Raw genomic sequence first — 15402 nt, 5'->3', positions numbered from 1 at the left:
TTTTGCAAGGGTATTTTTTTTATAGGAGATTAACATGGAAATTTTTCTTGATAGCGTTGATTTAAATGAAATTAAAGGACTAAAGGAGTTCATTGACGGCATAACAACTAATCCTTCTTTAATAGCAAAGTCCGGGCGTAAAGATAAATACGAGGATTTAGTGCGTGAAATATGCTCTATTATAAAAGGGCCTGTTAGTGTTGAAGTTGTTGCAGATAGCCATGAAGAGATGATCACAGAAGGTCTGAATTTAGCAAAAATTGCTGATAATGTTGTGATCAAATTACCTCTTACACATGAAGGATTAATTTCTTGTAAAAAGTTATGGACAGAGCATAAAATACCTGTTAACATCACATTATGTTTTTCTCCTGGACAAGCACTGCTTGCCGCTAAGGTCGGTGCTTGTTTTATTTCCCCCTTTGTTGGTCGCCTTGATGATATAAGCTATGATGGCTTATCGCTAATAGAAGATATATGTACTATATATTCTAATTACGGTTTTGATACTAAAGTTCTTGTTGCATCAGTGAGAAGCCCAGCGCATGTAATAGAAGCTGCAAGGTTTGGTGCTGATTCAATTACTGTGCCAGCAAAAGTACTTAGACAATTAATTAATCACCCACTTACTGACCAAGGGCTAGCAATATTTGAAAAAGACTGGGGTGTAAAATAATAAACGGTTACAAATGAACATAAAAATTGGCGTATCCGTTCAGGCAATGGCGTCAACTTAAGAGCCTTCATTAGCAAACTCTCCTAAAGACATGATGGCGTTTGCTACCTTATTGCGGCTGCCCTGGTCGAATCTTAACTTTATAGCTAACCCAAGAAAGGTTTCCGTACATCATACCGCCGAGGCGCTAACGAGTAGCGGAATGACGAATTTGTTGTTTTTCAAATTGTAGGTAAACCTAAAGCTATAGAAAAAAAGAAGAACCAGTTTCTTAGTTTTTCATTGACATAATCCACTCCATATGCCATAATAAAATTTTATATCTTGGAGAAGGAAATGACATTAAGGTTAATAGTACAAGAAGTCAACAGTAGTCCAGATCTGAGTAAGGAAAATTTAATTGATAGAATTAAAGATAAGCTGCAGCAGGAAAATCAACTTATATATGATGAGTGGAAAAAAAACGAATTTGATATAAATTACACGTTTATAGTGCTCAAGTGCAATTTATTACTTATAGCAGCTGAAAATGGCTATGAAAAAGTAGTAAGATACTTAACAAAAAACGGAGCTAATGTTAATGTACAAGATGAATGGGAAAAAACCTCCTTACATTATTCTGCTCAGCATGGGCATGCACAAGTAGTAGAAGTTTTGCTAGAAGAAGGAGCAGACGTTAATGCACAAAATGAAGATAAAGGGACTCCTTTGCATTATGCTGCTTATAGTGGTCATATAGAAGTAGTAAAACATCTTATAAAAAAAGAGGCAGATGTTAATGTAGTGGACAGATATGGAAGAAGTCCTTTACATTATGCTGCTGAGAATGGATACACACAAGTAGTAGAAGTTTTGCTAGAAGAGGGAGCAGACGTTAATGCACAAGATAAAGACGGAAGAACTCCTTTATATTATGCTGTTTATTACACTCATGGTGAACATCCAAGACTAAATTATCAACATCCAAAAGTAGCGAAACTTCTGCTAAATTATGGTGCAGATCCATCATTTATTCATAGACCTAAAGCTATAACAGCAGGAATTACTGTAGGTATATTAGCTGCCATTGTGGCTCCATTAGCACTCATTTATGCTACTGCATTACCTGCACTAGCAATAGTTGTAATTACTGTGGCATCTGCACTGATCGTTGGTGGAATTTCCTATGGGGTTGCATATAAGTCATCAGAGCATTCATTAAACAGTAAGCTAAGTGAGGTTAGCTGCAGTAATGTTGATGGAAATAAACAAACTGTACAACCATAATTATTAATTCACCACAGTAACCGCGCCGTGGCAGTGTTTGTACTTCTTTCCAGAATTACAAGGGCACTTGTCGTTTCTTGAGACTTTGGGAAGTCTGCTATTTCTAGCAGAATGTAACCTATTGCCTATCTCTTGGTTATCTGCCAACTTAAAGTGCGCTAGGCGGTGAATGGTGAGTTCCTTCCATTTTTCAAGCATTGACTCAAACATCAAGAAAGCTTCGCGTTTAAATTCATTCAGTGGATCTTTCTGCCCCATGGCACGTAGGCTTATGCTTTGTCTTAGGCTCTCTAGAACTGAAAGGTGTTCCCTCCATAAATGATCAAGTGTCATTATCATCATTTGCTTCACGATCGTATTCCACAAATCTGTAGTGTGCTGACTGTTGAAATATTTTTCTTTCTCAGTAAAAAATTCTTGTATCTTATCATTTATATAATCCAAAACTTCTTGTTTGTTTAAAAACTTTGCTAAATCTTCTTTATCAAGCGTTATTCCATACCTTGTATGGAATTCTTTGACTATATCTTCAATATAATCCTCATAATAGCCACTTTGGACTATACCTTCTATTACGCTCTCATTTACTTCGCTATATACTTCAAGTAAATCATTAATTTCGTTGCCTAAGATATTGTTTCTCTGCTTAAAAATAACTTTACGTTGGTTGTTGATTACGTCATCAAACTTAAGTAGAGATTTCCGCACGTCATAGTTTCTAGCTTCAACTTTCTTTTGTGCTTTCTCGAGTGCCTTATTGATCCATGGATGATGAATAGCTTCGTTATTCTTTAGCCCTACTTTTTGTAAAAAACTTCTCATTCTATCAGAGCCAAATATTCTCATTAGGTCATCTTCGAGCGATAAAAAGAACTTAGAAAGTCCAGGATCCCCCTGACGACCAGAACGGCCGCGTAATTGATCATCTATTCTCCTGCTTTCATGTCTTTCGGTTCCAACCACACATAAACCACCAGCTTTTATAGCAATTTCCTTATCTTTTTTTACTCTTTCAACTATTTCTTGGTATTTTTTTTCTCTTTCATCAGCATTTTTTATCTTCTTTAGCTCCACCTTTGCAATCATTTCAGCATTTCCACCAAGCTGAATATCAGTTCCACGTCCTGCCATGTTAGTTGCTATGGTGACACTGCCTGGCACTCCAGCTTGTGCTATTATGTACGCCTCTTGTTCATGATAACGAGCGTTTAATACGGAATGCTTAAGAGAATGGCTTTGCAAAAGCGCAGAAAGCTTCTCAGAGTTTTCGATGCTTACCGTGCCGACAAGGACCGGTTGAAGGCGTTTATGGCATTCTTCTATGAACTTTAACACAGCATTAAATTTTTCTTTTCCTGTGCCATAAATTTCATCATCAATATCAACTCTTTTTACAGATACATTGGTTGGAATTTTTACTACATTTAATCTGTATATATCACTAAACTCTTCTGCCTCTGTTGCTGCTGTTCCAGTCATTCCGGAAAGTTTATTGTACATACGAAAGTAATTCTGAAATGTGACCGATGCTAAAGTTTGGTTTTCATGCTGAATTTCAAGATTCTCCTTCGCTTCAAGTGCCTGATGAAGACCATCGGAATATCTCCTGCCCTCCATCATACGCCCAGTAAATTCATCAATAATCACTACCTTGCCATCCTTTACTATATAATCTTTATCAGCAGTAAACAGCTTATGTGCACGTAATGCTTGGTCTATATAATGAGTCATTATCATGCTGTCAGTATCATAGAGCGAGGAATTTTCAGGAATGAGATTGCATGACCTTAGTAGTTCCTCCACTCGTGAAATACCATCTTCAGTCAAGAATACCGTTCTACCTTTTTCATCTACTTCATAATCGGAGTCAACTAATTTGGTTACTATTTTATTGATATGCTTATATATCTGATTGTTTTCCTCAACCGGGCCAGAAATAATAAGCGGAGTGCGAGCTTCATCAATGAGTATTGAGTCCACTTCATCAACTATTCCGTAGTGAAAGCCTCTCTGAACCATGTCTTCTTGAGAAAATTTCATATTGTCTCGCAGGTAATCAAAGGCAAGCTCGTTATTTGTGGAATACACGATATCTGCACTGTAAGCCTCTTTCCTCTCTTCGTCTGTCAAGTTATTCGTAATAAACGCAACAGAAACCCCAAGAGAATTATATAATTTGCTCATCCACTCTGTGTCTCGTTTTGCAAGATAATCGTTAACAGTTACGACGTGCACGCCTTTCCCTTCTAAAGAATTAAGGTATGCAGCTAAAGTTGCAACGAGTGTCTTTCCCTCTCCTGTTTTCATTTCTGATATCATGCCATTGTGGAGCACCATTCCACCAATCAGTTGAACATCAAAGTGCCTCATGTTAAGAAATCTTCGAGAGGCTTCACGCACAACTGCAAATGCAGGTACGAGAAGATCATTTAACGTTTTCCCATTTTTCAATTCTCGATTGAATTCTTCAGTTTTACCAGCAAGCTCCTCATCAGATAAGCTCTGCATTTCTGTTTCTAATGCATTTATTTGCTGAACAATTTTCCTAAAGGATTTTATTATCTTCTTATTTGTTGACCCAAATATCTTTCTTATAAAAAAGAATGACAACGTAAAAATGAAAAATATAAGAATGGCTGTCAAAATTAGCGGAGAATCTAGCATAAACTTAAGTAAAGTCTTATTTAATATGAGATTATATTACTAAATGCAGCCTACAGCAATTACATATTAGATTTGGGGAGTCTTTATGCTTAAGACAGCAAACAAAATTGACCCTGTTCGGCACTGTTATTACAATGTTAAAGAATCTGTTGCATTATCTTAGGCACTTGGTGACTTTAATTTTTTATAGAAAGAAGTTATTCGTAGGTTTAGTAGGGTATGAATGTAGAAAACAAACAGTCTGAAGTACTTAGTAATCGTACATTTAAGAAGAGAGATGGCACATCAACAGGTGATCATGGTCGCAAGTATGAAGTAAAATTATTAATGCTGTATCTACTTCATGGGTTAAGTAGTAAAATTGACTTTTGGTTAGCATCAAACATAGAAGGTTTTGGAGCCTTTGATGATATTTTTTTTGAGTATAAAGATCAGAAGAACAAATCGAGAATTATCTTGGTTCAAGCTAAGCACTGCAATACACATCGCTCTTCGAAGAATATTACTTTTGAAGATTTGTTTATTGATGGAAATGATAGAAAGCAACAGAAAGAAGATTTCGGGTTAAACAAATATTTTGAATCTCATCCTGAGATTAAGCAAAACCCTGAGTGTAAGAACAGTGATATTACGCTTGTCATTCATACTAATGTCAATGTGAACCTAAAAAAAGGTACAGAGAAGCAAGGAAGCGTAGAAACATTAGAGAAGTATCTGGAAGAGTCAAAGTTAACAAATGATAACACTTTAAATATTTATGAAGGTCAAAAAGGAACGTGCTACAAAATAAAAAATCATACTGAACTGAAAAAATACTTCAGTTGTGGTAGTGACGATGAAATAGAAGATTTTTTACTTAGAATAAGGTTTGTAGTTGATCAACCTAATCATTCAAAATTAGATGATATTATTAAGAAAGAAATAGGGAATATATACAAAATATCAGGGGAAGAAGATATTGATACAGTTTTTGTCCGTGTATATGATAAGGTAGGGAAATGGTGGGCACAACAGGGTAGCAAAGTTTCTTATCTAACAAGAAAAGACGATTATTTTAGGGAAGTTATAGAACATCTTTATAGTCTCAAACCTAGAGAAGATCTATTTGAACGGTGGAACATTCCACCTAAAATAGCTAGTGGAAATTTCATTGAACGAGAATATCTCAATGAAGAAATAGTAAATCATCTAAAGACAAAAAATGAGCCAGTTATATTAACTGCTTTGTACGGGTTAGGTGGAGTAGGTAAAACACAGTCAGTGCTAGATTTTATTCAAAAACATGGGAAAGAATACAAGGCAATATGTTGGTTTAATGCAAAAGATGAAGATCAACTACTCAGTGAATATGTTAATTTAGGAAGAAAATTAAATATTATTCACGATGAAGACAACATTTCTATTGCACAGCGAGCTTATTATGTGAAAAACTGGCTAGAAGATTCTAAACGTGAAGGCTGGTTGTTGATTTATGATAATGTATCAAATTATGAAGTCATTTCTAAGCTCAGACCTACAAAAGGCGGCAAAATAATAGTTACGTCTCGTAATACTGAATGGCCACAAGGGAGTATAGGTGTAGACGTTTTTACTTCCCCAGAATCAGAATTATATGTTAAGAAAATTCTAGGCCAGGTTTCAGAAAGCGATAGGCCAAATATAGGTATATTGGCAGAAAAGTTAGGTAGATTACCTTTGGCATTAGCTCAGGCTTGCGCTTACATCAAAGAAAACAAAATGACTATCTCACGTTACTTAGAAATTTATGCAGAAAGGAAGCTTTATTTATTATCTCATAAAACACTACCTAAGGATTCTAACCATGAGCCTGTGTTTATTACTTGGGATATTACAATGGACGCAATTCGTAATGAGTCTAAACTAGCAAGCAAGTTGTTAGTAGCTTGTGCATATTTAGACAATGATATTCCTAAAGATTTGTTAAGAATATTTCCTGAGATTGTAGAGAACAATTCTGAAGAAAAACCTTTTGAAGAAGTATTAGGTATATTATTGAGATATTCGATGCTAGTGTCCAATGAGCAGAGTAGTAGTGTTTCTATTCACTGTTTAGTACAAGATGTAATTAGGCTAAAGTCAAAGGAAAGTGGAAAAATTAAAAAAGATATAAAAACCGTTTTTCAATTATTAAAAGAAAGCTTCCCTGACGACAGTGATAAATTAGAAGATTATGCTAAGAAGCGACAATTATTGCCGCACTTAGAAGCGTTTTTATCACATATAGATAATTGGCTAGCAAAAAATCCTTCAGAAAAACAAACAATAGAAAAGGATTATCTTGTGTATTTGTTAATATGGATGAACGATGGATACCATGACTTGGGTAATCCCAGAAGACAAAAGGAGCTGCTTGAACAGGCTTTATCTATCTTTAAGAAATATTATGGGCCTTATAATTTTCAAGTTGCTATAGCGCTGGCAAATCTAGGTATCGCTTATGGGGATCTGGGTAATCATAGGAGACAAAAGGAGTTACTTAAACAGGCTTTACCTATTCTTGAGAAACATTATGGCCCTGATCATCCGGAAGTTGCTAAACTGCTGGCAGAACTAGATGACATTTAGGTTTTTAGCAATACTGGATTAACAACAATTCATTTGAGCTACACTTCCAAAACTAATCTATTTGGATCTTCTATATAATTTTTTATTTTAACGAGGAAAGTAACTGCTCCTTTGCCGTCAACTATTCTGTGATCGTAAGAGAGGGCAATGTACATCATAGGTCTAATCTCAATTGAGTTGCCCATGGCAACTGGCCTGTTTTGTATTGAATGCATTCCAAGTATTCCAGATTGCGGAGGGTTTATTATCGGAGTAGAAAGGAGCGAACCATATACTCCGCCATTTGAAATGGTAAATGTTGCACCTTCCATTTCTGATACTTGTAATTTACCTTCTCGTGCTTTTTTGCCAAGAGCAACTAAAGTCAACTCAATTTCTGCAAATGACATCTGATCGGCACCCCGAATAACTGGTACAACAAGACCTTTATCGGTGCCAACAGCAACACCTACGTCATAGTAATGTTTATATATGATTTCATCGCCTGAGATTTCAGCGTTAATTTCAGCAATTTCTTTCAATGCTTGCACCGCTGCCTTTATAAAAAACGACATAAAACCAAGTTTTATTCCATATTTTTTTTCAAAGGCGTCCTTATATTTTGCTCTTAGATCCATGACATTCTTCATGTCAATTTCATTGAACGTGGTCAGTATTGCAGCAGTATTTTGCGATGCTTTCAAACGAGCGGCAATTACTTGTCTTATTTTGCTCATTTTTACTCGTTCCTCTCTTTGCTCTCCACTTACTACACTTTTTGGCAATTCATATTGTTTTATTGCAGGTTGTTCAGCTTTGTTCATATGGCCTATCACATCTGCTTTTGTTATTCTGCCTCCCATGCCAGTTCCTTTGACGCTTTCTGCACTGATTGCATTTTCTTCCATAATTTTACGAGCTGATGGAGCATCTTTTTTAGCAGCACTTTCGCTTTTATCTTCTTTTCTCGCTTCCTCTTTTACTTCTCCCACGGAAAGCTTCGCTAACAATTGATCAGGGCTTATTACATCATCTTCCTTTACAAGAAATTCAGTTATTTGCCCCGAAGCTTCTGCAGTTAATTCGAGTGCTGTTTTGTCAGTTTCAATTTCAAAGATCAAGTCATCTACTTTTACTGCTTCTCCAATACCCTTCTTTATTTTTACTATACCTTCTGTAACTGATTCACCACCAAGAGTTTTTGGTGCTCTGATTTCTATAATTTTGCTCATAAAACAACTTCCGTATAAAACTTTCTATAGATTTATACATGAAAAGAGACATGTAATAAACTAATAAATTCATTGAGGCTCTTATCATTTAGAAGTGGACCACAACTCCCAAATGTCATTCCAGCGCAGCCATAAAAATTCCTTGACAAACTCCGCCAGCCCCCTTATCATGAAACTGAAGCTATTTATTTATCTTCTCTGTACAGATTAAATGACAAAAAAACTCACGTATCTGGCGTTTCATGTTTAATTTTTTGCACTATGTGCACTCTATGTCTTTATCAAATTTCTGGGTTTTTACCTACACAAGCTGAAATATGCTTATAAAGCATTTAAAACATAAAAAAATGCCAACTTAAAAAATGGATAGTGAATAACTAGCTACCCTAGGGTTTCTTTTGCCTTTTTTTCTGTTTAGTAAATTTCTTAATGTTTATAATTTAGATTAGTTGCGGTTTAAAAGCAGCTGAATCGCGGTTATTAAGTGTTTAGAATAAAAAAACGCCATACTTGAAAGTATAATGTAAGTAATTAGCCAACCACGGGGCTTCTTTTGCCTTTTTTTTCGTTTGGTAAATTTCTTAATATTTATGGCTAAACGACAATCGTCATCCCGCTACTTGTTAGCGGGATCTAGAGATACCGCGAATGAATCGCGGTATGACGGTATGCGGCGGCGTGACGATAAGCTCGTCATCCCGCTGCTTGTTAGCGGGATCTCTTGTTAGCGGCTGAGATACCGCGAATGAATCGCGGTATGACGGTTCGCGACAGCATGACGATAAGCTCGTCATCCCGCTACGTGTTAGCGGGATCTAGAGATACCGCGAATGAATCGCGGTATGACGGTTCGCGGCGGTATGACGATAAGGTTTATACCTTGTCATGCAAGTACTAGAATCCAGTAAGCTTATTTATGCATGTAAAAGGCTATTATTTTGTAAAGTCAAAGTTGCTTTTGGTTTTAAGTTAAAGTACAATAAATGCAAAGGCTCATATAAACTGGATCCAAGTACTTGAATGACATCAGAGAGAGGGTAACCGAGGTTCATGCGATACACGCTACCAAAGTGTTTAAATAATTAATTAGGTTAAGGTTTGGTATTCAAACAGTCGTACACATGCCAGTCAAAATAGGTACCAGAGGAAGCAAGCTTGCAGTTGCCCAGGCTTTGGAAGCAAAACAAAAGTTGCTGGATTCTTTTCCTAACTTATCTATTGAAATTGTTAAAATAAAAACTTCTGGAGATAAGTATGCAAACGCAAATCTTGCTGAAATAGGAGGCAAAGGATTATTCATTAAAGAAATTGAGACTGAATTGCTCGAAAATAATATAGACATGGCAGTTCATTCGCTAAAAGATATGCCTGCGTTTTTCTCAGGGGGTTTAACAATTCCTTGTGTTTTAGAAAGGCTAAGTTCATGCGATGCGTTTATTTCTCATAAACACAATAGCCTTGAGTCTTTGCCACAGCAGGCTACTATTGCCACTTCTTCAATAAGAAGAAAAGTTCAGTTATTAAATGTTAGACCAGATTTAAATATAGTACCGCTACGTGGAAATGTAACAACCAGATTGCAAAATCAAAGTTTTGATGGAATAATTCTAGCTGAAGCAGGACTCATAAGATTAGAAAAACATCACTTGATTACAGAGGTATTGCCACCAAAAGTTATGTTAAGTGCAGTGGGGCAGGGGGCGGTTTGTATTCAATGTAGAAGGAATGATGTAAAAATTATCAATCTTTTAGAGAAAATTAATAATAATATGTCTTTTATAGGAGTGAAATCAGAGCGCAGTTTTATGAAGACAGTGAATGGTTCATGTTTTACACCACTTGCAGCTTTGGCTGAATATGTGAGCGAAAATATGCTACACCTTCGTTGTATGTTAGCAAGTGGAAAAAATATATACTTCACTGAGCGCACTTCATTTATAGAAGATGCGGAGAAAATGGGTATGGATGCAGGATTAGAGTTGAAATCAAAATGCTTATAAGCTTACCTAAAGTACGTGGAATCTATCGTTATGATGTCTTAATGTCTAAAGCGACGTGGTTAAATGTTGGTGGACGAGCTGATGTATTATTTAAACCATGTGATATTGAAGATTTAACATACTTGATTAAAAATACTGAACTGCCAGTTAGCGTTATTGGTGCAACATCCAACATAATAGTGCGAGATAGTGGCATTCGAGGAATAACAGTAAAATTAGGTAAGGAGTTTACATATATTAAAAGTAAGGGTAACAACTCTATTGTAGCTGGGGGAGCTGTGCTGCTCAGCAACCTTGCTCACTTTGCGGGAAATCAGCAGATTAGTGGGTTGGAGTTTCTAGTTGGAATTCCAGGAACAGTTGGTGGCGGAATAGAAATGAATGCAGGTGCATATGGTAGTGATATCGCAAGTGTTGTACAATCCATAAAAGCAGTGAATCTAGAGGATGGAAACCTATATGAGTTCTCCAGCGAAGAAATGGGGTATTTTTACCGTGGACATAGCCTAAAAGGAAATTGGATTTTTGTTGAAGCTGAGTTTAAAGGAATAAACTCAGAGTATGAGCTTATACTGCAAAGGTTAAAGGAAGTTATTGAGAGGAAAAATAAAAGCCAGCCAATAAGAGGAAAAACTGCTGGGTGCATATTCAAAAATCCAAAAAACTACCGAGCATGGGAGTTAATTGATAAATCTGGCTGCCTAGGGTTAAATATTGGTGGAGCTAGAATCTCTAAGAAACATTGTAACTTCTTGCTCAATTACGATAATGCAACTGCATCTGACTTGGAAAACCTTGGCAACAAAGTAAAAGATGCAGTAAAGGATAAATTTAATGTTGAACTTGAGTGGGAAATAAGGGTTTTGGGTAGCTATTAGATAGTTTTTATAGCTTATGTATATTCGTTCAGGAGAACGGCAAATAAGGTAAACAAGTAATCTAAAAAAATAATCATAGAGAAACCGTGAGGTAATGTGGTTAATCTTGTAGAACTTTGCAAGAATCTAGAGAGAAAAATAGCAAAGTTATACCAATTCTCATTATTAGTGAATCAAATAAGCGATATTGTAGAGTTATTTAATTGTGGAGTGAGAAAGAAAGGCAATAGTATGGCTTTTTTTCCATTGTTATCTATCCGTTTATTGTGCAGTGGGAATTGGTATTAGCTGAACGGACACTATTGTTATACTATATCTTATATACAATTGTGCAATATGGACAATGGCAACAAATTTACTAGCGAAATTCAGTGATTTATGATTGATAATTAAAGTTCTTAATTAGTAACCGTTCACACTTAATTCTTCAATCTCACTAATAGAAAGGCCAGTAAATTTGACAATAGTGTTGACATCAACATTGTTAGCCAGCATTGCTTTTGCGACTTCGATTTTTCCTTCGATTTTTCCTTCAATTTTCCCTTCCTCTTTACCGATTTTGATGCCTCTTTCTTCGCCAATTTGGATGCCTTTTTCAGTAGCAAGGTCAAGTCTGTATTCAAGAATGGCTTCTTCTTTCCGTAGATCCATTATTCTTTCTTCATAAGCTACTAAATCTTTTTCATTCCAGCTAAACCTGTCTAATTCATCGTAGGCTAACTTTATTATTGGTGCTTTTTCTGCTATTTTCCTTAAGTCTTCTTCCGTAGTTTCATCTGCATATTTGAAGAAAAATAACCAACGATCCACTATGCTTTCTAGCTGTTCTTCCTTATTCTTAGGAAATTTAGGTAGTTCAATAAATACAAATTGAAAATCTTTTAAGTCATGCTCATTGGTTTTCTCATCTCTTATAGTGTGGCTGGATATATAATCAAGCTTATCAGGAAATAAATTACAATTAGAGATAGCAATAAAGAAAACCTTCTTTAAATCAATGTACTTACCAGATTTATCAGCTTGCCTTGAGTAAGCCTTAGCAGCATATAGTTGAGCTCGTTTTTCGAAGCCTTTATCGCGAGTAAGCTGCATTTCAATCACATACCTGGCCCCACTAGAATCCCTGCAAAGAACATCAACTATACTTTGTTTATCAGATGCAATTTCAGGATCCATTATAGTACTGAGGAATTCCACTTCTTGTATAGTATTTATCTCAGTAAACCCTAAAATATCATTCAAAAAATGTATGAGAATATTCTTATTTTTTTCAGTGCCAAATATTTTTTTGAAGGTCAAATCCAGCTTAGGGTCGAGAAACTTAGATAAAGCCATAGCCAAAGTGCTTAAAAATATTAATAATTATACACTATTATTAACAATTATTCAACCATATTTTTGAAGATAGCTATGCCGCCGCGAACCGTCATACCGCCGCGGTATCTCTAGATCCCGCTAACAAGCAGCGGGATGACGAATTACTTAACCGTCATACCACCGCGAACCGTCATACCGCCGCGGTATCTCGGCATAGATTCCGCTAACTAGTAGCGGAATGACGATTGTGTATCGTGTTTTGCTAAAAATCACAGAATGCAGTCTGGTTACCTTATTAGAAGTTTAGCTTTAACTTTAAATGGACTACTCAACCGTGACAGACTTAGCTAAATTTCTTGGACAATCTGCATCTAACCCTTTTTTTGCTGCAGTAAAGTAAGCAAGGAATTGCATAGCAACACTGTAGATGATTGGAGAGATAAAATTATCAGTGTCTGGAAGTTGCACCACATCTGCGCAAACTCCCCTTAGGAATGGCGCTCCTTGTTTATCACTGAAGGCAATTACTTTGCCTTTTCTTGCAATAATCTCTTGTATATTAGATAGCGTTTTAAAGAATAAATCATCATAAGGGATAATTGCTATAACAAGCACAGTAGAGTCTATTAAAGCAATAGAACCATGCTTCATTTCTCCCGCTGCAATACCAGTTGTATTGATATATGAAAGCTCTTTTATTTTCAATGCGCCTTCCATTGCAACTCCGTATGAACTTCCTCTGCCGATTAAAATAACGTTATTGTGTTCTAATATACTGCCCGATATATGTTGTATTTTCATCACATTCAAAACGTGCTCAACATACTCGGGAATAGAATTGATAGCACTGCTTAGCTGTTTTATTCTCTCTCCACCCAGTATACCTTTTATTTTTCCAAGCTCCACGGCAAAGCATGCTAAAGTTGCAAGTTGCGCAGAAAAGGTTTTTGTTGAAGCAACACCAATTTCTGGCCCAGCAAGAGTATGTAACACAATATCTGAGATCTTTTCAATGCTGCTGCTAAATGTATTAGTTATACTTATGATTGTTTGCTTCTGTGATTTCGCATAACGCAGCGCTTCTATGGTATCTGCAGTTTCGCCAGATTGAGAGATAAATAACCCAATGCTGCCTTCTTCCAGCTTGACGTTGCTATACCTAAATTCTGATGAGATTTCTAGATATACTCGAACTTGAGCGACATTTTCCAGCCAATACTTTGCTATTAGCCCAGCAAAATAAGATGACCCGCATCCAACTATAGTAATGTGATTCAGTTCAGAGAATAATTTTTTGTTGACCTCTTTATATTGCTTGTAAAATTGGTTTATTGTTTTGTTTAATGCACAAGGTTGCTCAAAAATCTCTTTTAACATGAAGCTAGGGTAACCATTTTTGCTAATTAGAAAATCACTTGGACTACTATTTTCTATACTGCGTTTAACTTGTGTACCATTGTTGTATATACTAACTCCACTAGATTTTATCACTGCAATGTCATCATCTTCCAAATGCGATATTTTTTCCACAAATGCACTTAAAGCATTAGAGTCAGATGCAGCAAACACTGTGTTACAGTTATAGCCTATTGCTAAAGGCAAATTTCTCTTCGCAACAAATAAGGCGTCTGGATATTCTGTAAATAATAAGACCAAGGCAAATGAGCCGTGTAGGTTGTTTAAACACTTAAATAGAGAATCAACTGGCGACAATCCTTCATCAAGATATAAGGTTAGCATGTTTGGTATGATCTCTGTGTCAGTGTCAGTATGGAATGGCATTCCCCTTTCTTCTAGACCCTTTTTTAGCAGATTGTAATTCTCAATTATGCCGTTATGAGCAACAACAACATTATTTGTACGAATGGGATGAGCATTTTTAAGGCCTGGAACTCCATGTGTAGCCCAGCGAGTATGTGCTATACCAACTGTACTGTGAGACATCTTGCTGTCATCAACAACTTCACATAACCTTTCGACTTTACCTTCTGATTTTTTGACTTCTATCTTACCTTCGTTATTTATGATTGCTATACCTGAGGAATCATATCCCCTATATTCCAATTTTTGTAACCCAGTTAGTAAGGTTGGTATTACTGAATCACCGCTACTTACTACACCAAATATTCCGCACACAAATGGATCACCAAACAAACTTTTTTCTAAACATGTTAAGCATTTTTGCCTTTATTACTGGTTGATTTATATTCTTTTTATCATTCTTTCGATTTTACCTTTTTAATTGGTTTAGCTGCTACTTTTTGAGTTTCTTTGCTTAAAACCTCAGATATAGCGGACTTTAGAACTTTTATCTCAACTTTTGGTGCTATTTCTATTATAAATTGTGCATTTGCCTCATCAACTTTATTAACTTCACCTATTATTCCACCAGAAGTAATGACTGTATCACCACGTTTTATTTGATCTATCATCTTTCTATGTTCTTTTAGTTTTTTTTGTTGTGGGCGAATAATGAGAAAATAAAATACCACAAATATTAAAATCAATGGAGTAAAACTAGCAAAAGATGCGCCGATACTTGATGTATTGCTAGTTGCATCTGCTGCAAAAACTTCAGAAATGAGCATATTTAATCCTAATTGTTAATGATAAAAACAAACCTATTTAAGTATTAATTACAATACCATGCCATGTCAAGTTTGGTGGAAGCATTTCTCAATATCGGTTGCGAATTCTAAGTTATGCTAAAACTAATATGGCGGGAGTGATGAGACTTGAACTCACGACCTCATGCGTGACAGGCATGCGCTCTAACCAACTGAGCTACACCCCCCTAATTTCTT

At 35.9% G+C, this 15402-nt stretch carries 11 protein-coding genes and 1 tRNA gene; 6 read left to right on the top strand and 6 right to left on the bottom strand.

Going from position 1 to position 15402, the window contains the following annotated elements:
• Window positions 1-34 precede the first annotated feature (34 nt).
• Both fsa and WHA_RS02320 read left to right on the top strand, forming a co-directional pair.
• Window positions 35-676, top strand: coding sequence for a fructose-6-phosphate aldolase (gene fsa / locus WHA_RS02325; protein ID WP_015589064.1), 642 nt, complete (start codon window positions 35-37; stop codon window positions 674-676).
• A gap of 336 nt (window positions 677-1012) precedes the next feature.
• Complete coding sequence (locus tag WHA_RS02320) at window positions 1013-1942, top strand: ankyrin repeat domain-containing protein (protein ID WP_015589063.1); 930 nt, start codon at window positions 1013-1015, stop codon at window positions 1940-1942.
• Window positions 1943-1945: 3 nt separating this feature from the next.
• On the opposite strand, the gene secA is transcribed toward WHA_RS02320, so the two are convergent.
• Window positions 1946-4606: a preprotein translocase subunit SecA gene (secA, locus tag WHA_RS02315; RefSeq protein ID WP_015589062.1), complete on the bottom strand. Its 2661-nt coding sequence runs from the start codon at window positions 4604-4606 to the stop codon at window positions 1946-1948.
• A 219-nt stretch (window positions 4607-4825) separates the two neighbouring features.
• Here secA and WHA_RS02310 point away from each other — a divergent pair, with 219 nt between their 5' ends.
• Window positions 4826-7192: a tetratricopeptide repeat protein gene (locus tag WHA_RS02310; protein ID WP_015589061.1), complete on the top strand. Its 2367-nt coding sequence runs from the start codon at window positions 4826-4828 to the stop codon at window positions 7190-7192.
• A 38-nt stretch (window positions 7193-7230) separates the two neighbouring features.
• Here the strand turns inward: WHA_RS02310 and odhB are convergent, their stop codons facing one another.
• Window positions 7231-8403 (bottom strand): 2-oxoglutarate dehydrogenase complex dihydrolipoyllysine-residue succinyltransferase, encoded by a 1173-nt coding sequence (gene odhB / locus WHA_RS02305; RefSeq protein ID WP_015589060.1) that lies wholly within the window; start codon window positions 8401-8403, stop codon window positions 7231-7233.
• Between the two features lie 1121 nt (window positions 8404-9524).
• On the opposite strand from odhB, the gene hemC reads away from it, so the two are divergent.
• From hemC to WHA_RS06325, 3 genes are all read left to right on the top strand, one after another.
• Window positions 9525-10403: a hydroxymethylbilane synthase gene (hemC, locus tag WHA_RS02300; protein ID WP_015589059.1), complete on the top strand. Its 879-nt coding sequence runs from the start codon at window positions 9525-9527 to the stop codon at window positions 10401-10403.
• Window positions 10394-11281: a UDP-N-acetylmuramate dehydrogenase gene (murB, locus tag WHA_RS02295; RefSeq protein WP_015589058.1), complete on the top strand. Its 888-nt coding sequence runs from the start codon at window positions 10394-10396 to the stop codon at window positions 11279-11281. Before hemC ends, murB begins: the two co-directional genes overlap by 10 nt.
• A 96-nt stretch (window positions 11282-11377) precedes the next feature.
• A complete protein-coding gene (locus tag WHA_RS06325) occupies window positions 11378-11569 on the top strand; it encodes a hypothetical protein (protein ID WP_070356842.1) in 192 nt (63 codons plus the stop codon).
• Between the two features lie 114 nt (window positions 11570-11683).
• Here the strand turns inward: WHA_RS06325 and WHA_RS02290 are convergent, their stop codons facing one another.
• The 4 genes from WHA_RS02290 to WHA_RS02275 form a co-directional block, all read right to left on the bottom strand.
• Complete coding sequence (locus WHA_RS02290; protein WP_015589057.1) at window positions 11684-12616, bottom strand: Rpn family recombination-promoting nuclease/putative transposase; 933 nt, start codon at window positions 12614-12616, stop codon at window positions 11684-11686.
• 306 nt (window positions 12617-12922) lie between these two features.
• Window positions 12923-14734 carry a glutamine--fructose-6-phosphate transaminase (isomerizing) gene (glmS, locus tag WHA_RS02285; RefSeq protein ID WP_015589056.1) on the bottom strand — a complete coding sequence of 604 codons (1812 nt, stop codon included), beginning with the start codon at window positions 14732-14734 and terminating at the stop codon, window positions 12923-12925.
• An 80-nt stretch (window positions 14735-14814) separates the two neighbouring features.
• Window positions 14815-15186: a preprotein translocase subunit YajC gene (gene yajC, locus WHA_RS02280; RefSeq protein WP_015589055.1), complete on the bottom strand. Its 372-nt coding sequence runs from the start codon at window positions 15184-15186 to the stop codon at window positions 14815-14817.
• Window positions 15187-15315: 129 nt separating this feature from the next.
• Window positions 15316-15392, bottom strand: a tRNA-Asp gene (locus WHA_RS02275).
• Window positions 15393-15402: the final 10 nt, after the last annotated feature.

The sequence above is a fragment of the Wolbachia endosymbiont of Drosophila simulans wHa genome, assembly GCF_000376605.1.
Lineage (GTDB): Bacteria > Pseudomonadota > Alphaproteobacteria > Rickettsiales > Anaplasmataceae > Wolbachia > Wolbachia pipientis.
Note: the sequence above shows the minus strand (reverse complement) of the source record. Positions and strands in the feature narration are given on the sequence as shown.

Excerpts from the sequence above, each read along its gene's own strand:
- fsa (WP_015589064.1), top strand. The coding sequence starts at position 35 with ATGGAAATTTTTCTTGATAGCGTTGATTTAAATGAAATTAAAGGACTA.
- WHA_RS02320 (WP_015589063.1), top strand. The coding sequence starts at position 1,013 with ATGACATTAAGGTTAATAGTACAAGAAGTCAACAGTAGTCCAGATCTG.
- secA (WP_015589062.1), bottom strand. The coding sequence starts at position 4,606 with ATGCTAGATTCTCCGCTAATTTTGACAGCCATTCTTATATTTTTCATT.
- WHA_RS02310 (WP_015589061.1), top strand. The coding sequence starts at position 4,826 with ATGAATGTAGAAAACAAACAGTCTGAAGTACTTAGTAATCGTACATTT.
- odhB (WP_015589060.1), bottom strand. The coding sequence starts at position 8,403 with ATGAGCAAAATTATAGAAATCAGAGCACCAAAAACTCTTGGTGGTGAA.
- hemC (WP_015589059.1), top strand. The coding sequence starts at position 9,525 with ATGCCAGTCAAAATAGGTACCAGAGGAAGCAAGCTTGCAGTTGCCCAG.
- murB (WP_015589058.1), top strand. The coding sequence starts at position 10,394 with ATGCTTATAAGCTTACCTAAAGTACGTGGAATCTATCGTTATGATGTC.
- WHA_RS02290 (WP_015589057.1), bottom strand. The coding sequence starts at position 12,616 with ATGGCTTTATCTAAGTTTCTCGACCCTAAGCTGGATTTGACCTTCAAA.
- yajC (WP_015589055.1), bottom strand. The coding sequence starts at position 15,186 with ATGCTCATTTCTGAAGTTTTTGCAGCAGATGCAACTAGCAATACATCA.